The following is a 19,657-nucleotide window of genomic DNA, read 5'->3' as shown; positions in this document are numbered from 1 at the left end:
CCGATTATCGCGGGCGCGACAGGCAGCCTCAGGCCTTGACGGCGGTCATGAGGATCCAGCCATCCTCTTCGTCGCTGACCCGCAACGCCACCCACGGCGCATAGGCTTCGATCAACTCGTCGGCCTGGCGCGCCAGAATGCCCGCGAGCACCAACCGGCCGCCCGGGCGCACGTGCGAACACAGCAACGGTGCGAGCACTTTCAAGGGCGTGGCCAGGATGTTGGCCAGCACCAGATCGTGTTCGCCCCGCGCCAGATCGGGCAAGCCGGCCGACAGCACCGCGTGGTTGGCCTCGGCATTGAGCCGGGTGGACTCCACCGCCGCGGGGTCAATGTCCACCGCGATGATCTCGCGCGCGCCGAACTTGGCCGCACCAATGGCCAGGATGCCCGAGCCACAACCGTAGTCCAGCACACGCGGCCCCACAGGTCCGTGTTGCGCGGTCCAGCGCAGGCACATGCGGGTCGTCGGGTGGGTGCCGGTGCCAAAGGCCAGACCGGGGTCGAGCCGGATGACCTGTTGCGCGGCGGCGGGTGGCTCGTGCCAGGTCGGTACGATCCAGAAGCTGGGCGTGATCTCGACCGGCTCGAATTGCGACTGCGTCAGCCGCACCCAATCCTGATCGGGCACCGGGCGCACGCCCTGCACCGCACAACCAGCAAAGAAGTCCTGCAACGCCAGCAGCTGCGCGGCGTCGCGGGCCGCGGCGTCGGTGGGGAACAGCGCCACCACGCGCGAGCGCTGCCAACCCTCCTTGGGCGGCGGCATGCCAGGCTCGCCGAACAGCGCCGATTCGGCGTCGGTCATCGCGTCGGCGTCTTCCACCGACACGCTGAGCGCATCCAGCGCGACCAGGGCATCGCCCACGTCGTCCACCGCTGACTCGGGCACCAGCAGCACCAGCTCAAAAAGAGACCCAGCCGGTGGCTGGGTCAGTTGGAAGGCTTCAGCGCTCACGTTGAGACAGCCACTCTTCCAGGTAGTGGATGTTGGTGCCGCCGGTCACGAAGTTCGCGTCCACCATCAGCTCGCGGTGCAGCGGGATGTTGGTGTTGATGCCTTCGATCACGGTCTCGGCCAGCGCCGTGCGCATGCGCGCCAGGGCCTGCTCCCGCGTGTCGCCGTGCACGATGATCTTGCCGATCATCGAGTCGTAGTTCGGCGGCACGAAGTAGTTGGTGTACACGTGAGAGTCCACGCGCACACCCGGGCCACCCGGCGCGTGCCAGGTCGTGATGCGACCGGGCGACGGGGTGAACTTGTAGGCGTCCTCGGCGTTGATGCGGCACTCGATGGCGTGGCCCCGCAACTCGATCTGGCGTTGCGTGAACGGCAGCTTCTCGCCAGCGGCCACCGCGATCTGGGTGCGCACGATGTCCACGCCCGAAATCCACTCGGTCACCGGGTGCTCGACCTGCACCCGGGTGTTCATTTCGATGAAGTAGAACTCACCGTTCTCGAACAGGAACTCGAAGGTGCCGGCGCCCCGGTAACCAATCTTCTTGCAGGCCGCGGCGCATCGCTCCCCGATCTTTTCGATCAGGCGGCGCGGGATCCCGGGCGCAGGCGCTTCCTCGATCACCTTCTGGTGGCGGCGCTGCATGGAACAGTCGCGCTCGCCCAGGTACACCGCGTTGCGGTGCTGGTCGGCCAGGATCTGGATCTCGATGTGGCGCGGGTTCTGGAGAAATTTCTCCATGTAGACCTCGGGATTGCCAAAGGCCGCACCGGCTTCCGCCTTGGTGGTCTGCACCGCGTGCAGCAGGGCCGCTTCGGTGTGCACCACGCGCATGCCGCGCCCACCGCCGCCACCGGCGGCCTTGATGATCACCGGGTAGCCCACCGCCTTGGCGGTGCGCTTGATCACGACGGGGTCGTCGGGCAGCGCGCCTTCGGAACCCGGCACGCAGGGCACGCCCGCGCGGATCATGGCCTGCTTGGCCGACACCTTGTCGCCCATCGTGCGGATGGACTCCGGCGTGGGGCCGATGAAGGTGAAGCCGCTCTTCTCGACGCGCTCGGCGAAATCGGCGTTTTCCGACAGGAAACCGTAGCCGGGGTGGATGGCTTCGGCGTCGGTCACTTCAGCCGCCGAGATGATGGCCGGCATGTTGAGGTAACTCTGGGCGCTCGGCGCCGGGCCGATGCAGACCGCCTCGTCAGCCAGACGCACGTACTTGGCGTCGCGGTCGGCCTCGGAATAAACCATCACCGCCTTGATGCCCATTTCCCGGCAGGCGCGCTGAATGCGCAGCGCGATCTCCCCCCGGTTGGCAATCAGGATTTTCTTGAACATGGGCTCGGGGCCTTCTTCTTTATTCGATCACGTACATGGGCTGTCCGTACTCCACCGCCTGGCCGTTCTCCACCAGGATCTGGGTCACGGTGCCGGACTTGTCGGCCTCGATCTCGTTGAGGATCTTCATCGCTTCCACGATGCAGATCGTCTCGCCTTCCTTGATGGTGTCACCGATCTCGACGAAGGGCTTCGCACCCGGGCTCGACGCACGGTAGAAGGTGCCCACCATGGGCGACTTGACGGTGTGCCCGGTCGGCACGGCAGGGGCGGCGGCCACCGGAGCGGCGGGCGTCACGTCCACGGCCGGCACCAGGGGGGGAGACACGGGTGCGGGGGCCATGCTGTAGGTCACGGGCGCGGCGGCCACGACCGGCGCACTCTTGACGATGCGCACCTTGCCTTCGGCCTCGGTGATTTCCAGCTCGGACACGTTCGACTCGGACACAAGGTCGATCAGTGTCTTCAGTTTTCTCAAATCCATGATTTCTCCAACGAAGTTCGGTCAAGTTGATCTAAAAGCACTCAATTTCAACGAAATGAAAGCTGACCAACCCGCCGGGGTGCCGCAGTGTACACGAATGGACCGGCTTCCCGACCTCGCCCGTTGGAGGGTTTTCGACCCGGGGCAAGGGGTGACTCACAGAGTCATTTTTGTGAAAACGACGAATTTACCTCTTTTTCTCGTCGAGTTCGAGTGGGTTGACGAAAGGTCAACCCAACTCGGCCCACTGCGCCAGATCGGTCTCCGACACCTTGCCGAGCTTCCGGTGCAGCAGCGCCCCGTCGGCCCCGAACACCACGCTGAAGGGCAATGCCCCGGTGGCGTTGCCCAGGCTGCGGCTGAGTTCCGTGCCCGCGAAGCCTGCCATGCCCACTGGGAAATTCAGCGGCAGCTTCTGCATGAAGCTGCGCACCGCGCTGGGCTGATCGACCGCCAGGCCCAGCACCTGCCAGCCCTTGGCGGCCTGCGCGGTGTGAAACTGGTTCAGCATGGGCAGTTCCTCCACGCACGGCGGGCACCACGTCGCCCAGAAATTCACCAGCAAGGGCTTGCCACGGAAGTCGCTCATGCGCACGGCTTCACCGCTCGGTCCGTCGAACGACCCGGCCCAGAACGCGGCCTCGGCCTCGCCCATCACCGGCTGGAGTTGAAGGCGCCGCGTGGCCAGCAAGGCCCCGGCACCGCCAGCGACCACCGCCACGCCAGCCATCCAGAGGGTTCTTCGTTGCAGGCTCATGCCGCCACCTCCCCGGCCAGCAGGCGGCGCAAGGCCGCCGCGTCACCGCGCGGCTTGCGCCCCTGGGCGTCGGGCTTGAGGGCGCCGCGCTGGTCGTCCAGGTCGTGCACCATCAGATGCACCAGCACCCACTGGCCCAAGGACTCACTGCGCACGCGCAGCGTCAAAGCCTCCACCGGCTCGCCGCGCCAGCCGTTGACCGTGCCCGGGTGGTACTCCACGCGGTGGTCGAGCAGCGTCCATTCGGGCGCCTTGGGGTCTTCGCAGAACAGCTGAAGATAGATATCGCTGTGCCGGGTGGCCGTGCCGTGCCAGACGGCGCCGCCCAGGTGGGGGCGAAAGGCCTGCAGGCGGTCCATCCAGAGCAAGGCGAGTTCGCGCAGCGCGCGCAACTCGACAGCCTGGGTTTCCGGGCAGAACACGGCGATGTCCCCGCGCACCGCGGCATCCAGCATCGCGTTGTCGGGCAGGGGCGTGCGCGCCGGCAAGCCCAGCTGCTTGACCGCGCGGCGCTTGGCCGCGACATATTCAAGGCCCTCCTCGACCACCAGTCGGGCGGCCACGGCGGCGATTTCTTGGGCGGTGTCGTCTCGGCTGGCATCCATGGGCAGATTGTGCCCGCTGGCGGCGGCACCCTGGGTGCGCGCGGCCCATACCCGCAAACGCGGTGGGTGCGCCGCCTAGAATCCCGGGATGCACATTCATATTCTGGGCATCTGCGGCACCTTCATGGGCGGTCTCGCTGCCCTGGCCCGCGAAGCCGGCCACCGCGTGACCGGCTGCGATGCCGGCGTCTATCCCCCCATGAGCGACCAGTTGAGGGCGCTGGGCATCGACCTCATCGAAGGCTTCGGCGCCGACCAGCTGGCCCTGCAACCCGACGTGTTCGTGGTCGGCAACGTGGTCAGCCGGGCCCGCACGGCGGATGGCACACCCAAGTTCCCGCTGATGGAAGCCATCATGGACAGCGGCGCGGCCTACACCAGCGGGCCCCAGTGGCTGGCCGAACACGTGCTGCAGGGCCGCCATGTGCTGGCCGTCGCGGGCACGCACGGCAAGACGACCACCACGGGCATGCTGACCTGGATCCTGGAGGCCAACGGCCTGCAGCCCGGCTTTCTGATTGGTGGCGTGCCGATGAACTTCGGTGTGTCGGCCCGCCTGGGCCAGGGCAAGACCTTCACCATCGAAGCCGACGAGTACGACACCGCGTTCTTCGACAAGCGCAGCAAGTTCGTGCACTACCGACCCCGCACCGCGATCCTGAACAACCTCGAGTTCGACCACGCCGACATTTTTGACGACCTCGCGGCGATCGAGCGCCAGTTCCACCACCTCATCCGCACCGTGCCGGGCAACGGCCGTGTGGTCGTCAACGGCCTGGAAGAAAGCCTGGAGCGCGTGCTGCACAAGGGCCTCTGGAGCGAATTGCGCAGCTTCGGTGCGGCGGTGAGTGACTTCACCGCCCAAGGCGAACCCCACGCCTTCGACGTGTTGCACCGTGGCCAGCCAGTCGGCCGAGTGGAGTGGGCACTCACCGGCGTGCACAACCAACTCAACGGCCTGGCGGCCATCGCTGCGGCCGAGCATGTGGGTGTGGCCCCGGCGGACGCCGCGCGCGCCTTGAGCAGCTTTGAGAACGTGCGCCGGCGCATGGAAGTGCGGGGCACGGTGCCTCACGCGGGCGGCGCGATCACGGTCTACGACGACTTCGCGCACCACCCCACCGCCATCCGCACCACGCTCGATGGCCTGCAACGCAAGCTGGGCCAGCCACGTGGTCGCATCCTGGCGGTATTCGAACCGCGCAGCAACACCATGAAGCTGGGCACGATGAAGTCCCAACTGCCTTGGAGCCTTGAGGCGGCAGACCTGGCGTTCTGCCACTCGGGCGGGCTGGACTGGGACGCGGCCGAAGCCCTGGCACCCATGGGTGCGCGAGCGCAGGTCGGTCGCAACATCGACGAACTGGTGGCCCAGGTGACGGCGGCCGCCCAGCCCGGCGACCACATCGTCTGCATGAGCAACGGCGGCTTCGGCGGTGTGCATGACCGCCTGCTCAAGGCCCTGGCCGCCTGACCCTCAGTACGTCAGCACGTGCTTCGGCACGTCGATGGACACCACCGGTTTGGCCAGCGCCGCGCTCGCGGCGCGGGCAAAGGCCACCGCCCAGGGGCGGTGCGCCGCATCCCGGAAATGCCCCTCCCCAGCGGCTTCAGCCACGCACAGGATCTTGTCGGCCGTCAGCACCTTGCCGGTCGGCCGGATCGGGTCACAGCCCAGGGTGGTGAACTGTTCGTCGAGCCAGGCGCGCGCATGGTCGTGCGGCATCGGCTGCACCTCTTCGAGATCGAACGGGTAAGAGGCGGTGCCGCCCCAGCTCACGGTGACTTGGCTGCGCATGTCGGGTTCTCCTGATCGATGGTTCGCCCCATTGTGGACCGCGCGCCGTGCGCGATCCACCCCGTGAAAGCCCGTGGCGGCATCAGCCCCGCGCGTGGCGGGCGGTCTGCACCGCCGCCGACAGGACCTCGAGCGCCTGCAGCGAATCGCCCCAGCCCAGGCAGGCGTCGGTGATGCTCTGGCCGTACTTGAGCGCACCCACCTCGTCCCTGCCCGGGGTGAACTTCTGAGCGCCGGCTTCGATGTGGCTCTCGATCATCACGCCGAAGATGCTGCGCGAGCCGCTGACGATCTGGCCTGCGATGTCGCGCGCCACCTCGAGCTGCTTCTCGTGCTGCTTGCTGCTGTTGGCGTGGCTGCAGTCGACCATCAGGCGCGGCGGCAGCTTGGCGGCTTCGAGTTCCTTCACCGAAGCGGCCACGCTGGCCGCGTCGTAGTTGGGCGCCTTGCCACCGCGGAGGATCACGTGGCAGTCCTTGTTGCCATTGGTCTGCACGATCGCCACCTGGCCGTTCTTGTGCACCGAGAGGAAGTGGTGGCCGCGCGAGGCGGCCTGGATCGCGTCCGTGGCGATCTTGATGTTGCCGTCGGTGCCGTTCTTGAAGCCGATCGGCGCCGACAGGCCCGAGGCCAGCTCGCGGTGCACCTGGCTTTCGGTGGTGCGCGCGCCAATGGCGCCCCAGGCGATCAGGTCGCCGATGTACTGCGGCGAGATCACGTCGAGGAACTCGCTGCCTGCGGGCAGGCCCAGGCGGTTGATCTCGATCAGCAGCTGGCGCGCGATGCGCAGGCCTTCGTCGATGCGGTAGCTCTCGTCCAGGTAGGGGTCGTTGATCAGGCCCTTCCAGCCCACGGTGGTGCGCGGCTTCTCGAAGTAGACCCGCATCACGATCTCCAGCGTGTCGGCGTACTTCTCGCGCAGCGGCTTGAGGCGGCGCGCGTAGTCGACCGCAGCGACCGGATCGTGGATGGAGCACGGGCCGATCACGACCAGCAGACGGTCGTCCTGCCCATGCAGGATGCGGTGAATGCGCTGGCGGGTCTGGCTGATGAGCGCTTCCACCGGCGTGCCGCCGATGGGGAAGAAGCGGATCAGGTGTTCAGGAGGGGGCAGCACGGTGATGTCCTTGATGCGTTCGTCGTCGGTCTGGCTGGTTTTGTCGACAGGACGGGCATGCCAGGCATCGCTGCTGGCGGGGGCGTTCTTGGCAGTCATCACGGGGCTCCTGAGTGGGGTTGAATCAAAAAACGGTTCGAAGGGGCGAAAAAAAACCGCCGGGCTTGGAGCTCCGGCGGTTGTGTCGAGATTCGGTGATGCGCTTACAGCTTCGCCTCTCGTCCGCCGGGGACTGAGAACCAAAAATAAAAGGCAAAAAAGGCGAAGCGCGAAGACATGGGTTCGAAATGTAGCACAGGCAATTGAAAACGCCGAGTCAAGCGGTGCCGCCGACCGTCAGCCCATCGATGCGCAACGTCGGCTGGCCCACGCCCACCGGCACGCTCTGGCCTTCCTTGCCGCAGGTGCCCACGCCGCTGTCGAGCTTCATGTCGTTGCCGATCATGCTCACGCGGGTCAGCGCGTCCGGGCCGTTGCCCACCAGCGTGGCGCCCTTCACCGGGTACTGGATCTGGCCGTTCTCCACCCAGTAGGCCTGGCTGGCCGAGAACACGAACTTGCCGCTGGTGATGTCGACCTGGCCACCGCCGAAGTTGGTGGCGTACAGGCCTTTCTTGATGCTGGCCACGATTTCCTCGGGCGCCTTGTCGCCTCCCAGCATGTAGGTGTTGGTCATGCGGGGCATGGGCACGTGGGCGTAGCTCTCGCGACGGCCATTGCCGGTGGGCTTCACGCCCATCAGGCGCGCGTTCATCGCGTCCTGGATGTAGCCGCGCAGAATGCCGTCTTCGATCAGCACATTGCGCTGCGAGGTGTGGCCCTCGTCGTCGACGTTGAGCGAGCCCCGGCGGTCGGCGATCGTGCCGTCGTCGAGCACGGTCACGCCCTTGGCGGCCACGCGCTGGCCGATGCGGCCGGCGAAAGCGCTGGAACCCTTGCGGTTGAAGTCGCCTTCCAGCCCGTGGCCCACCGCCTCGTGCAGCAGGATGCCGGGCCAGCCCGAGCCCAGCACCACCACCATCTCGCCGGCCGGTGCAGGGCGTGCGTCGAGGTTGGTCAGCGCGTAGGACACGGCCTCGTCCACGTAGGACTGCACCATCGCGTCGTCGAAATAGGCCAGGCCGAAACGGCCGCCGCCGCCGGACGAACCGGCTTCGCGCCGGCCCGACTGCTCGGCGATCACCGTCACCGACAGGCGGATCAGCGGGCGCACGTCGGCCGCCAGGGTGCCGTCGGCGCGCGCCACCAGCACCACGTCGTATTCGCTCGCCAGGCCGGCCATGACCTGCTTCACGCGCGGGTCCTTGGCCTTGGCCATGCGCTCCACCTTTTCCAGCAGCGCGACCTTGGCGGTGCTGTCGAGCGTGGCGATCGGGTCCAGGCCCGGGTACAGCGAACGCGACTTGGGCACTTTCACCGCCGGCACGCGCACCTTGCGGCCCTGGCCCTGCGCCGAAATCGAGCGCACCGTGTGGGCCGCGTCGATCAGCGAATCCCAGGACAGGTCGTCGGAATAGGCGAACGCCGTCTTTTCACCGCTGACCGCGCGCACGCCGACGCCCTGGTCGATGCTGAAGCTGCCGGTCTTGACGATGCCCTCTTCCAGGCTCCAGCCTTCGCTGCGCGTGGTCTGGAAATACAGGTCGGCGTCGTCCACGCCGTGCGACATGATCTCGCCGAGCGCACGCTGCAGGTGCGTGGGGCTCAGCCCGAACGGTTCGAGCAACAGGCTTTGGGCGGTGGCCAGACGGGCCAGGGTGGGTTCGCGTGAAATCATCGGCCCATTGTAAGAACCCCGATGCCGCGCACGGCTGTCAGGGTCTCTAGGACTGCATCAGGCGCTTGGACTTGGCGATCGACATCAGGATGCCCAGGCCGACACCCAGCGTCACCATGGCCGTGCCGCCATAGCTCACGAAAGGCAGCGGCACGCCCACCACGGGCAGGATGCCGCTGACCATGCCCATGTTGACGAAGGCATAGACGAACACGTTGAGCGTGACCGCGGCCGCCACCAGCCGGGAAAACTGGGTCGGCGCCTCCACCGCGATCAGCAGACCGCGAACGATGAGGAAGATGAAGCCGGACATGAGGCCCAGCACGCCCATGAGGCCGAATTCCTCGGAAAAGGCGGCGTAAATGAAGTCGGTGGTGCGCTCGGGGATGAACTCCAGGTGGGTCTGCGTGCCCTGCATGAAGCCCTTGCCCCAGATGCCACCCGAGCCGATGGCGATCATGCCCTGGATGATGTGAAAACCCTTGCCCAAGGGGTCTTTCGAGGGATCGAGCAGCGTGCACACGCGCTGGCGCTGGTACTCGTGCAGGATCTGCCAGTCCACGCCCGGCGCGCACATCTGCGGCTCCATGGCGATCAGCGTCACCACGCCGATCACGCCCAGCAGCACCGGCGGCAGGATCAGCTTCCAGCTCAGACCGGCGAAGAAGATGACGGCCAGGCCGGACGACATCACCAGCAGCGAGGTGCCCAGGTCGGGCTGCTTGAGGATGAGCGCCACCGGAATGATGAGCAGGATGCCGGCCGCCACGAAATCCAGCGGCTTGAGCTGGCCTTCCCGACGGTGGAACCACCAGGCCAGCATCAGCGGCATGGCGATTTTCATGAGTTCGCTGGGCTGGATGACGGTGACACCGATGTCCAGCCAGCGCTGCGACCCCTTGCGCATGATGCCGAACAGCTCCACGCCCAGCAACAGCATCACACCCAGGGTGTACAGCGGCACGGCCAGCGTCATCAGCCGGTGCGGCGGTACCTGCGACACGAAGAACATCAGCCCCACGGCCAGCAGCATGTTGCGGCTGTGGGCGGCGAAGCGGGTGCCGTGGTCGAAGCCCACCGAATACATGGTGATCAGGCCGGCGCCGGCCATCAGCAGGATGGCGAACAGCAGCCAGCCGTCAAAGCCCTGAAAAATAGGGGCGATGCGCTGCAGCAGGGTGGGTTTGTCGAAGACGGCGGCCATGTTGGACCCCGATTATCCTTCGCTCATGACATCCCCCACCACCCACCTGTTGTACCTGCATGGTTTTCGTTCGTCGCCGCAATCGATGAAGGCGCAGAAGGTCGCCGCGCGCGTGCAGGCGCGGCACCCGCAGGTGGTCTGGTGGTGCCCTCAACTGCCGCCCTCCCCGCGCGAAGCCATGGACATGGTGGTGCGCGGCGTGCAGGACTGGCCGCGCGCGACCATGGGCGTGGTCGGCTCGTCGCTGGGCGGGTTCTACGCGCGCTGGCTGGCGCTGCAGAGCGGCTGCCGCCGCACGGTGCTGCTCAACCCGGCGGTGTTTCCCGCGCGCGACCTGGTGAAATACATCGGAGAACAGACCGCCTGGCACGACCCGCAGGCGCGCTTCGTCGTCGATGCGGCCTTCATGGGAGAGCTTCAGCAACAGCAGGACGACATCGCCCGCCTGGCTCCCTTGCACCCGGCCACGCCGGGGCGCCAGTTCGCCATCGTGGCCAAAGGCGACGAGGTGCTGGACTGGCGCGAAATGCAGGCGTTCTGCGCAGGGGGCACGACCCGCCTGCTGGAGGGCGGCGACCACGCCATCAGCGACTTCGACGACCACATCGACGACCTGTTCCATTTCCTGGACCTGTAGACCCGCCCCCACGCTCCGCCGCTGCGCGGGTCGCTGCCCCCCCGGGGGTGTTGGCCCGCCTTGGGAACGGCCCGGCGGCGTGCCACGCCCCCATGGGACAATCCCGCCCATGCACATCCTGTTTGATGAAGCCGGCAAGCTGTTGACCGGCCGCCTCCTGTCCGAGGCCGAAAGTTCCCTGCAAGTCGAGCTCGAATCCGGCAAACGCGTCAAGGTCAAGGCGGCCAATGCCTTGCTGCGCTTCGAAAAACCCGCCCCCAGCCAGCTGATGCCCGCGGCCACCGCCCTGGCGGAGACCATGGAGCTGGAGCTGGCCTACGAATTCGCGCCCGAGGACGAGTTCGGTTTCGCGGACCTGGCCCACGAGTATTTCAGCGACAAGGCGGGCATCACCGAACAGGTGGCCGCGCTCCTCTGCCTGCAAGGTGCGCCGCACTACTTCCGCCGCGCTGGCAAGGGCCGTTACAAGAAGGCGCCGGCCGATATCCTCGCGCAGGCCCTGGCCGCGATCGAGAAGAAGAAGCAGGTGCAGGCGCAGATTGAGGCCTGGGCGGCCGAGCTCGCCGGCGGCAGCTGCCCGGCACCAGTGCGCCAACAGCTGTACAAACTGCTGTTCCGGCCGGACAAGAACGCGCCCGAGTACAAGGCCGTGGTGGAAGCCGCGCGCACCAGCCACACCGCGCCACTCACCCTGCTGCAGAACGCGGGCGCCATCAGCAGCGCCTACCAGTTCCACTGGCAGCGCTTCCTGTTCGACCAGTTCCCCAAGGGCACGGGCTTCCCCCCGCTGCAGGCCCCGGTCATCGCCGACGAGCTGCCCCTGGCGCCGGTGCAGGCCTTCTCCATCGACGATTCGCAGACCACCGAGATCGACGACGCGCTTTCGCTGCAAGGCCTGGGCAGCGGCAGCGTCACGCTGGGCATCCACATCGCGGCACCCGGCCTGGCCGTGGCGCCGGAAGGCCCCATCGACCAGGTGGCGCGCACGCGCCTGTCCACCGTCTACATGCCGGGCCACAAGCTCACCATGCTGCCCGACGAGGTGGTGCAGGCCTACACGCTCATGGCCGGGCGCGACTGCCCCGCCGTGTCCCTGTACGTCAGCTTCGACGAGGCCACCCTGGCCGTCACCGGCAGCCGCACCGCGCTGGAGCGCGTGCCGATCGCGCTCAACCTGCGACACGACCAGCTCGACACGCTGATCACCGAAGCCTGGCTCGCGGGCGAGGCGCCGACGACCGATGTGCCCACCGAGATCGCGGCCCTCCAACCGTCGCTGGGTTTCCTGTTCCGCCTGGCCCTGCACCTCAAGGCGCAGCGCGAAGTCGTGCGCGGCAAACCCGAGAACTTCACCCGCCCGGACTACACCTTCCGCCTCGAAGGCGTGAGCGGCGACGAACCGCAGGGCGACGAGCGCGTGGTCATCGGCACGCGCCAACGCGGTGCCCCGCTGGACCTGATGGTGGCCGAGGCCATGATCCTGGCCAACAGCACCTGGGGCAGCTGGCTGGCCGACTGCGGCGTGCCCGGCATCTACCGCAGCCAGGCCAGCCTGCAGCCCGGCGTCAAGGTGCGCATGGGCACCAAGGCGCAGCCGCACGCGGGCATCGGCGTCAAGAGCTACGCCTGGAGCACCTCGCCCCTGCGCCGCTACGTGGACCTCGTCAACCAGTGGCAGATCATCGCCTGCGCGCGCCACGGCAAGACCGCCGCACTGGCCGCGCCGTTCAAGCCCAAGGACGCCAACCTGTTCTCCATCATCAGCGCCTTCGACGCCGCCTACACGGCGTACAACGGCTTCCAGAACGGCATGGAGCGCTACTGGACGCTGCAGTACCTGCGGCAGGAAGGCATCACCGAGCTCACCGCCACCCTGATCAAGGACAACCTGGTGCGCGCCGACACCCTGCCCCTGGTGCTGCCGGTGCTGGGCGCCGAAGGCCTGCCGCGCGGCGCGCACGTGCGCGTGAAGCTGGGTGAGATCGACGACATCACGCTCGACATCCACGGCACCGTCACCGAGCGGCTGGACCTGCCGGTGGACGACGTGGGCGAGACCGCAGGCGACGACACCGAGGAAGAGGAGGCCCTGGCCGCGCCGCTGGCCCTGGCCATCGACGTCAGCGAAACCGAGGGCGAAAGCGCCGCCCAGCCCCCCCAAACGCCCGGCCCGGCAGGGGATTGAGGCCCAGGCGACGCCCAGCACGGATAATGCCCGCGTGAAGCCGTCCGCCCTGTCCTTTTTCAAGAAGCTGAGCACGCTGCAACTGGCGCTGGGGGTGTCGGTGGCCGTGCACGCCGCGCTGCTCACGGTGCGCTTCGTGGACCCCGAGCGCTTCAACCGCGTGTTCCAGGACACACCGCTGGAAGTCATCCTCGTCAATGCGCGCGGCAACGAGCGGCCCGACAAGGCCACGGCCATCGCGCAGACCTCGCTGGCCGGCGGTGGCGAGGCCGAACGCGGCCGCGCCACCTCGCCCCTGCCTCCCACCACAGTGGCCCGCATCGGCGACGCGCACGAAGAAGACGAGCGCACCATCGAGATGCTGCGTGAGCAGCAGAACCGCCTGCTGGCCCAGGTGCGCCGCGAGCTCGCCAAGATGCCGCCGCCCGACCCTGAGTCGGTCAACCCCAGCCAGGCCTCGTCGGAGCGCGAGCAGAAGCGCCGCGCGCTGGTGAAGATCCTGGCCGAGATCGAAAAGCGCATCAACGAAGAAAACGCGCGGCCCAAGAAGCGCTACATCAGCCCGGCCACGCGCGAGGCGGTCTACGCCATCTACTACGACGAGCTGCGCCGCAAGATCGAGGACCGGGGCACCACCAACTTCCCCGAAGTCGGCGGCCGCAAGCTCTACGGCGAACTCACCATGACCATCACGGTCAACCACAACGGCGCCGTGCTCGATACCGAGGTGGTGCAGCCCTCGGGCATCAGCCAGCTCGACCGCCGCGCCCAGGCCATCGTGCGCAGCCTCTCGTTCGGCCGCTTCAACGAAGCCATGCGCCGCCAGGCCGACCAGATCGTGGTCGTCTCGCGCTTCCGCTTCACGCGCGACGAGACGCTGCAGACCCAGCTCTCCGGGCAATAGGTCCACGCCGCATGAGGTCCCTCGGACGCTGGTTGCTGTGGCTGGTCCTCGCCGGGCTGGCCCTGCAGCTGTTCTTTCTGGCGCGCATCGCGCTCATGGTTGCGGTCGATCCCACCAGCACCGCCTTCATGCGCTCCGAGGCCTGGCGCATCGCGGGCGCCAGCCTGCAGAGCGACAAGGATTGGCGCTGGTCGCACCACTGGGTGCCCGACGCCCAGATCAGCCCGCACCTCAAGCGCGCGGTGATCGCCTCCGAAGACGCCGGCTTCACCGACCACCGGGGCGTGGACTGGGGCGCGATAGAAGGCGCCTGGCAGAAGAACGAGCGCCGCCAGCAGCTGGCCGAAAAGCGCGCCGCGCGCCAGCCCGCCCAGCCCGCGCGCGAGCCCAAGGTGGTCGGCGGCTCCACCATCACGCAGCAACTTGCGAAAAACCTGCTGCTCTCCGGCGAACGCCAGCTGCTGCGCAAGGGCCAGGAGCTGGTGCTCACGCTGATGCTCGAAGCCCTGCTGGACAAGCGCCGCATCCTGGAGATCTACCTCAACAGCGTGGAGTGGGGCGAGGGCATCTTCGGCGCCGAGGCCGCCTCGCAGCGCTACTTCAACAAGCCAGCCGGCAAACTCAGCCCGCACGAGGCTGCTCGGCTCGCGGTGATGCTGCCCTCGCCCAAGTTCTTCGAAACGCGACAGGGCTCGGCCTACCTGGCCAGGCGCACCGGCACCATCGTGGCCCGCATGGGCGGGGTGGCATTGCCATGAGCCCCCCCTGCGCCACTTCGCGGCTCCCCCCCAAAGGGGGACGACGCCTGCGGCCGGGCAAAGCCCGTTCCGTGGCGTCTCTGGACGTGGCACCTCGCTCGCAAAGCTATCCATGAAGCTTCCTGCCTCCGTCATGAGCGTATTCCTGCTGGGTCTCGTGCGCCTGCTCACCGGCGCGCAGGCGCGCTGGTACGGCTGCCCGCCCAAGGCCGAGCAGCGCATCTACTTCGCCAACCACCAGAGCCATGCCGACCTCGTGCTGATCTGGGCCGCGCTGCCACAGGAGCTGCGCAGCATCACGCGCCCGATCGCGGCCAAGGACTACTGGACCGCGTCGAACTTCAAGCGCTGGATCACCACCGAGGTGTTCAACGCCGTGTACGTGGAGCGCGAACGCAAGGGCGACGAAGATCCGCTGGCGCCGCTGGTGCAGGCGCTGGAGAGCGGCGACTCGCTGATCCTTTTTCCCGAGGGCACGCGCGGCCATGAGGAAGATCCGCAGCCCTTCAAGTCGGGCCTGTACAACCTGGCGCAGCGCTTTCCCGGCGTGGTGCTGGTGCCGGCCTGGATCCACAACGTGCAGCGCGTGATCCCCAAGGGCGAGGTGGTGCCGGTGCCGGTGCTGTGCTCGGTGACCTTCGGCGAACCGCTGGTGCTGGGCGCCGAGGAGCCTCGCGCCGATTTCCTGAAACGGGCGCGCGAGGCCGTCATGGCCTTGAGAGACGTCTGACCCCATGACCTCCTTCCTGCGCAGCCTCACCCCCGACCAGCAGGTCAGCCTCGTCTTCGTGGTGCTGTTCGGCCTGCTGCTGATCGCCAGCGGCGTGGGCGTGCTGCTGTCACTGCGGGAGCGCCGCGCGGGCGACGACGACGCCAGCGGCGAGCGCGCCCTGCGCCTGCAGGACAACCAGGTGCTGCTGCGCAGTTCCTGGATGATGATGCTGGTGTTCTGGGTCGGCTGGGTCATGGGCGAAGGCTTCGCCATCGTGCTGTTCGGCCTGGTCTCGTTCTTCATCCTGCGCGAGTTCATCAGCCTCTCGCCCACCCACCGAAGCGACCACCGCAGCCTGGTGCTGGCCTTCTTCATCGTGCTGCCGCTCCAGTACGCGCTGGTCTGGACCGAGCGCTTCAACCTGTTCACCGTGTTCATCCCGGTCTACGTGTTCCTCGCCATTCCCGCGGTGAGCGCGCTGGGCAACGACCCGCAGCGCTTCCTGGAGCGCAACGCCAAGCTGCAGTGGGGCATCATGGTCTGCGTGTACGGCATGAGCCACGTGCCCGCCCTGCTGCTGCTCAACTTCCCCGGCTTCGTCGGCAAGACCGCGTTCCTGGTGTTCTTCCTGGTGCTGGTGGTGCAGACCTGCATGCTGGTGCAGCACCTGGCCGCGCGCGGCCTGCGCCGGCCGGTGGCACCCGCCATCAGCGGCAGCTTCCACTGGCGCAGCTGGGCCCTGGGGCTGCTCGCCGGCGGCCTGCTGGGCGCCGTGCTCTCCGGCTTCACGCCCTTCAAGCCCCTGCCCGCGCTGGCCATGGCCCTGGTGGCCTGTGTGGCCGGCAGCTTCGGCCACCTGGTCATGAAGGCCATCAAGCGCGACCGCGGCGTGACCCACTGGGGCCTCGCGGGCCGCTCGGTCACCGGTGCGAGCGGCCTGCTCGACCGCGTGGACGCCCTGTGCTTCGCCGCGCCCGTGTTCTTCCATTCGGTGCGCTGGACCTTCGACCTTTGAGACCTTCCACCATGCGCATCCTCGGCATCGACCCCGGCCTGCAGTGCACCGGCTTCGGCGTGATCGACACCGAAGGCGCTGCCCTGCACTACGTGGCCAGCGGCACCATCCAGACCAGCCCGAAGGACGGCGCCCTGCTGCCCGAGCGGCTCAAGATCCTGTTCGATGGCATCACCGAGGTGGTGGCGCGCTACCAGCCCCAGATGTCGGTCTGTGAAATCGTGTTCGTCAACGTCAACCCCCAGGCCACGTTGCTGCTGGGCCAGGCACGCGGTGCCTGCCTCACGGCCCTCGTGGCCAACAAGCTGGAGGTGGCCGAGTACACCGCGCTGCAGTTGAAGAAAGCCGTGGCCGGCAACGGCCGGGCCGGCAAACCGCAAATGCAGGAAATGGTCAAGCGCTTGCTGCGCCTGCCCGGCCTGCCCGGCAAGGACGCCGCCGACGCGCTCGGCCTGGCCATCACCCACGCCCAGGTGAGCCGCACCCTGGCGGCGATCAACAAGGTCTCCACCCAACAGGCACGCACCCACGCCACTTACAAGGCAGGCCGGGTGTACTGATGGGCGTGGAGGGTTCTTCGCCATTGCGCCGTTTGAGCCTGGGGGCCTGGCTCGCCATTGCGTTCACGGTCCTGTCGCTGTTGCTCACCTTGAGCCTGACGCTGTTCAGCGACCGCGCCGCGAGCAACCAGGTGCGCGAAGCCATCGGCGCCAACCTGACCGAGCTGGCGCAGCAGACTGCAAGCCGGCTGGACCGCGCCATGTTCGCGCGCTACCGCGAGGTGCGCCTGATCGCCCAGCGCCTGAGCGGCCAAACCGACATCGACACCATTCGCCGGGAGATCGAAGCCCTTCAGACCAGTTACCCGCACTATGCCTGGATCGGCGTGACCGACACCTCGGGCGTGGTGCGCACCGCCACGCGCGGCATGCTCGAAGGGGTGGATGTGTCGGCGCAACCTTGGTTTCGCAACGCCTTGGATGGCCAGCCCCTGGGCGACGTGCACGATGCCCTGCCGCTGGTCCAGCTGGAAGGCAGCTCGGGCAGCGCGCCGATGCGCTTCGTCGACATCGCCTTTCCCTTGACCGATGCGGCCGGCCAGACCACGGGCGTGCTGGGCGTGCACCTGTCGTGGAACTGGGCCAGCGAGATCCAGGACGCGATCTTCACCCCCGTGAGCCGCCACCGCAGCGTCGACCTGTTGATCGTCTCGACAACCGGCGCGGTGCTGCTCGGTCCCAAGGACCTGCAAGGCACGGTGCTGAAGGTGCCGAGCGTGGAAGCCGCAGGGCGCGGCGAATCAGGCCATGCGACGGAAACCTGGCCCGATGGCCAGCGCTACCTCGTGGGCCACACGCGCGACAACGGCTTCGACACCTACGCCGGCCTGGGCTGGCGCGTGCTCGTGCGGCAGACGCTGGACCAAGCCTACGCCCCGGTGAACCAGTTGCACCGGCGCATGCTGCTCGGCGGCATCGCGGCGGCACTGCTGTTCTCCCTGCTGGGCTGGCTGGTGGCGCGCCTGATCACGCGGCCCCTGCTCGACCTGACCGACGTGGCACGCGGCATCGAGGCCGGGTACGCGGTGAAAGCGCCCACCACCGCGGCCTACCGCGAAGTCGCGATGCTCGGCAACGCCTTCAACTCGCTGGTGAAAAGCCTGCAGACCAACGAAGCCGAGCTGCGCCAGAACCATGCCGCGCTGGAGCGGCGCGTGAGCGAGCGCACCGCCGAACTGCGCGAGACGGTGGACGACCTGCGCGCCAACGAAGAGCGTGTGCAGACCGTGATCGACAGCGCGCAGGAAGCCTTCATCGGCATCGATTTCGACGGTTGCATCACCGACTGGAACGCCGCGGCCGAAACACTGTTTGGCTGGAAGCGCCAGGAGGTGCGCGGCGAATCGCTGGCCGACACCATCCTGCCCGAGCGATACCACATCGCTTTCGTGAAGGCGTTGGCGCATTTCCACACCACCGGCAAGGCGCCGTTCACGGGCCGGTTGCTGCGGCGCACGGTGGTGGACCGGCAGGGTCGCGAGATGGAGGTGGAGATGAAGATCGGCCTGATCCACACCAGCGAGCTGCAGCTCTTCAGCGCCTTCGTGCGGCCGGTGACCGAGCCGCCATCGCATTGACTGAACGGCGATCTGGTTAGAGCAGGCGCTCCAGCACGAGGACGCCGAAGAAGCCCAGGGCCGCGATGACGGTCCACTTCAGGATCACGATGCCCCAGGTGCGGTAACGCGCCTGGCCGGTGCCGATGTAGAAGGCAAAACACACGCCGGCTGCCAGCAGCAGCATCACGGTCCAGCGGAACAGCAGCATGGGAGGTGGCGGTGGAGCTTACCAGGCCGGTGCGAGCTGGGCGAAGCCGCGCGGGGCCTCGCGCTCGTGTTCGAAGCTCACGATCTCGTAGGCGTCGGGCTGGCCCAGCAGGGCGCGCAGCAGCTGGTTGTTCATCGCGTGGCCGCTGCGGAAGGCGCTGTAGGCGGCCAGCAGCGGTTTGCCCACGATGTAGAGGTCGCCCATGGCGTCGAGGATCTTGTGCTTGACGAACTCGTCCTGGTAGCGCAGGCCGTCGGCGTTGAGCACTTTCACGTCGTCCATCACGATGGCGTTGTCCAGCCCGCCGCCCATGGCCAGGCCGTTGGAGCGCATCATTTCCACGTCGCGCGTGAAACCGAAGGTGCGGGCGCGGGCGATCTCGCGCGCGTACTGGCCGCTGCCGAAGTCGAACTCCACGCGCTGGCCGGTGGAGTTCACCGCCGGGTGGTTGAACTCGATCTCGAATGCCAGCTTGTAGCCGTGGAAGGGGTCAAGCCGCGCCCACTTGAGCGTGCGGCCCTCGCCTTCGCGCACTTCCACCGGTTTGGTGACGCGGATGAACCGCTTGGGCGCGCTCTGCATCACGATGCCAGCGCTTTGCAACAGGTAGACGAAGGAGGCCGAGGAGCCGTCGAGGATGGGCACTTCTTCGGCCGTGATGTCGACGTACAGGTTGTCCAGGCCGAGGCCGGCGCAGGCACTCATGAGGTGCTCGATGGTGTGCACCTTGACGCCGCCGTTGGAGATGGTAGAGGCCAGGCGGGTGTCGGACACCGCCCCGGCGTTGACCGGGATCTCCACCGGCGCGGACAGGTCCACCCGGCGGAACACGATGCCCGTGTCAGGCGCGGCCGGCCGCAGCGTCAGCTCCACCCGCTGACCGCTGTGCAGGCCGACACCGACGGCCTTGGTCAGGGATTTGAGGGTGCGTTGGGCAAGCATCCTTGAATTGTAGTTTTCCGGGCGCCAGAACATGGTTTAGAAAGCTGATGGCCTTGATAGGAAGGCTTTTTTCTTTTTCTCCGGCTGAGACGGTCAGCGGCGACCGGGGTGGCCGGCTCCGCGGGTGTCCCCCGCCCG

General features: G+C 67.5%; 20 protein-coding genes. 9 read left to right on the top strand and 11 right to left on the bottom strand.

From position 1 onward, the window contains the following. Positions 1–28 precede the first annotated feature (28 nt). From prmA to ACODTB_RS03955, 5 genes are all read right to left on the bottom strand, one after another. Positions 29–958, bottom strand: coding sequence for a 50S ribosomal protein L11 methyltransferase (gene prmA, locus ACODTB_RS03975; RefSeq protein WP_291119326.1), 930 nt, complete (start codon positions 956–958; stop codon positions 29–31). Then, positions 948–2,297, bottom strand: coding sequence for an acetyl-CoA carboxylase biotin carboxylase subunit (gene accC, locus ACODTB_RS03970; protein ID WP_291119323.1), 1,350 nt, complete (start codon positions 2,295–2,297; stop codon positions 948–950). The genes prmA and accC overlap by 11 nt, the downstream gene beginning before the upstream one ends. Before the next feature lie 19 nt (positions 2,298–2,316). Next, positions 2,317–2,781 carry an acetyl-CoA carboxylase biotin carboxyl carrier protein gene (gene accB, locus ACODTB_RS03965; protein WP_291119320.1) on the bottom strand — a complete coding sequence of 155 codons (465 nt, stop codon included), beginning with the start codon at positions 2,779–2,781 and terminating at the stop codon, positions 2,317–2,319. A gap of 229 nt (positions 2,782–3,010) precedes the next feature. Beyond that, the gene (locus ACODTB_RS03960) at positions 3,011–3,538 is read right to left on the bottom strand and encodes a TlpA disulfide reductase family protein (protein ID WP_291119317.1); all 528 of its coding nucleotides are present in this window, start codon (positions 3,536–3,538) and stop codon (positions 3,011–3,013) included. Beyond that, on the bottom strand, positions 3,535–4,143 hold the full coding sequence (locus tag ACODTB_RS03955) for a hypothetical protein (protein WP_291119314.1): 609 nt from the start codon (positions 4,141–4,143) through the stop codon (positions 3,535–3,537). The genes ACODTB_RS03960 and ACODTB_RS03955 overlap by 4 nt, the downstream gene beginning before the upstream one ends. A gap of 88 nt (positions 4,144–4,231) precedes the next feature. Here ACODTB_RS03955 and mpl point away from each other — a divergent pair, with 88 nt between their 5' ends. Continuing rightward, positions 4,232–5,617 carry a UDP-N-acetylmuramate:L-alanyl-gamma-D-glutamyl-meso-diaminopimelate ligase gene (gene mpl / locus ACODTB_RS03950; RefSeq protein WP_291119311.1) on the top strand — a complete coding sequence of 462 codons (1,386 nt, stop codon included), beginning with the start codon at positions 4,232–4,234 and terminating at the stop codon, positions 5,615–5,617. A 3-nt stretch (positions 5,618–5,620) separates the two neighbouring features. Here mpl and ACODTB_RS03945 read toward each other — a convergent pair whose 3' ends face one another. The 4 genes from ACODTB_RS03945 to rodA all read right to left on the bottom strand — a co-directional run bounded on the left by ACODTB_RS03945 (position 5,621) and on the right by rodA (position 10,039). Continuing rightward, positions 5,621–5,941 carry a hypothetical protein gene (locus ACODTB_RS03945; RefSeq protein ID WP_291119309.1) on the bottom strand — a complete coding sequence of 107 codons (321 nt, stop codon included), beginning with the start codon at positions 5,939–5,941 and terminating at the stop codon, positions 5,621–5,623. Between the two features lie 82 nt (positions 5,942–6,023). Further along, entirely contained in the window at positions 6,024–7,157 is a 1,134-nt protein-coding gene (locus ACODTB_RS03940; protein WP_291119306.1) for a 3-deoxy-7-phosphoheptulonate synthase, read from the bottom strand. A 217-nt stretch (positions 7,158–7,374) separates the two neighbouring features. Beyond that, positions 7,375–8,835 (bottom strand): metalloprotease TldD, encoded by a 1,461-nt coding sequence (gene tldD, locus ACODTB_RS03935; RefSeq protein WP_291119303.1) that lies wholly within the window; start codon positions 8,833–8,835, stop codon positions 7,375–7,377. Positions 8,836–8,881: 46 nt separating this feature from the next. After that, positions 8,882–10,039: a rod shape-determining protein RodA gene (rodA, locus tag ACODTB_RS03930; RefSeq protein ID WP_291119300.1), complete on the bottom strand. Its 1,158-nt coding sequence runs from the start codon at positions 10,037–10,039 to the stop codon at positions 8,882–8,884. A 25-nt stretch (positions 10,040–10,064) separates the two neighbouring features. Here rodA and ACODTB_RS03925 point away from each other — a divergent pair, with 25 nt between their 5' ends. The 8 genes from ACODTB_RS03925 to ACODTB_RS03890 all read left to right on the top strand — a co-directional run bounded on the left by ACODTB_RS03925 (position 10,065) and on the right by ACODTB_RS03890 (position 18,387). Next, positions 10,065–10,676: a YqiA/YcfP family alpha/beta fold hydrolase gene (locus tag ACODTB_RS03925; protein WP_291119298.1), complete on the top strand. Its 612-nt coding sequence runs from the start codon at positions 10,065–10,067 to the stop codon at positions 10,674–10,676. A gap of 109 nt (positions 10,677–10,785) precedes the next feature. Further along, entirely contained in the window at positions 10,786–12,861 is a 2,076-nt protein-coding gene (locus ACODTB_RS03920) for a ribonuclease catalytic domain-containing protein (protein ID WP_291119296.1), read from the top strand. Between the two features lie 34 nt (positions 12,862–12,895). Then, a complete protein-coding gene (locus tag ACODTB_RS03915) occupies positions 12,896–13,765 on the top strand; it encodes an energy transducer TonB (RefSeq protein WP_291119294.1) in 870 nt (289 codons plus the stop codon). A gap of 11 nt (positions 13,766–13,776) precedes the next feature. Further along, positions 13,777–14,523, top strand: a complete 747-nt coding sequence (mtgA, locus tag ACODTB_RS03910) for a monofunctional biosynthetic peptidoglycan transglycosylase (RefSeq protein ID WP_291119291.1) — start codon at positions 13,777–13,779, stop codon at positions 14,521–14,523. A 133-nt stretch (positions 14,524–14,656) separates the two neighbouring features. Next, positions 14,657–15,253 (top strand): lysophospholipid acyltransferase family protein, encoded by a 597-nt coding sequence (locus ACODTB_RS03905; RefSeq protein ID WP_488929112.1) that lies wholly within the window; start codon positions 14,657–14,659, stop codon positions 15,251–15,253. Between the two features lie 4 nt (positions 15,254–15,257). Continuing rightward, a complete protein-coding gene (locus ACODTB_RS03900; protein ID WP_291119286.1) occupies positions 15,258–16,250 on the top strand; it encodes a phosphatidate cytidylyltransferase in 993 nt (330 codons plus the stop codon). Between the two features lie 11 nt (positions 16,251–16,261). Then, positions 16,262–16,810 carry a crossover junction endodeoxyribonuclease RuvC gene (gene ruvC / locus ACODTB_RS03895; protein WP_291119282.1) on the top strand — a complete coding sequence of 183 codons (549 nt, stop codon included), beginning with the start codon at positions 16,262–16,264 and terminating at the stop codon, positions 16,808–16,810. A gap of 32 nt (positions 16,811–16,842) precedes the next feature. Next, complete coding sequence (locus tag ACODTB_RS03890) at positions 16,843–18,387, top strand: PAS domain-containing protein (RefSeq protein ID WP_291119279.1); 1,545 nt, start codon at positions 16,843–16,845, stop codon at positions 18,385–18,387. Positions 18,388–18,403: 16 nt separating this feature from the next. Here ACODTB_RS03890 and ACODTB_RS03885 read toward each other — a convergent pair whose 3' ends face one another. Next, complete coding sequence (locus ACODTB_RS03885) at positions 18,404–18,577, bottom strand: hypothetical protein (protein ID WP_488929111.1); 174 nt, start codon at positions 18,575–18,577, stop codon at positions 18,404–18,406. An 18-nt stretch (positions 18,578–18,595) separates the two neighbouring features. Continuing rightward, positions 18,596–19,519: a UDP-3-O-acyl-N-acetylglucosamine deacetylase gene (gene lpxC / locus ACODTB_RS03880; protein WP_291119273.1), complete on the bottom strand. Its 924-nt coding sequence runs from the start codon at positions 19,517–19,519 to the stop codon at positions 18,596–18,598. Positions 19,520–19,657 lie beyond the last annotated feature (138 nt).

The sequence above is a fragment of the Hydrogenophaga sp. FG152 genome (assembly GCF_057809615.1).
This window is presented reverse-complemented; position numbering and strand designations above follow the sequence as displayed.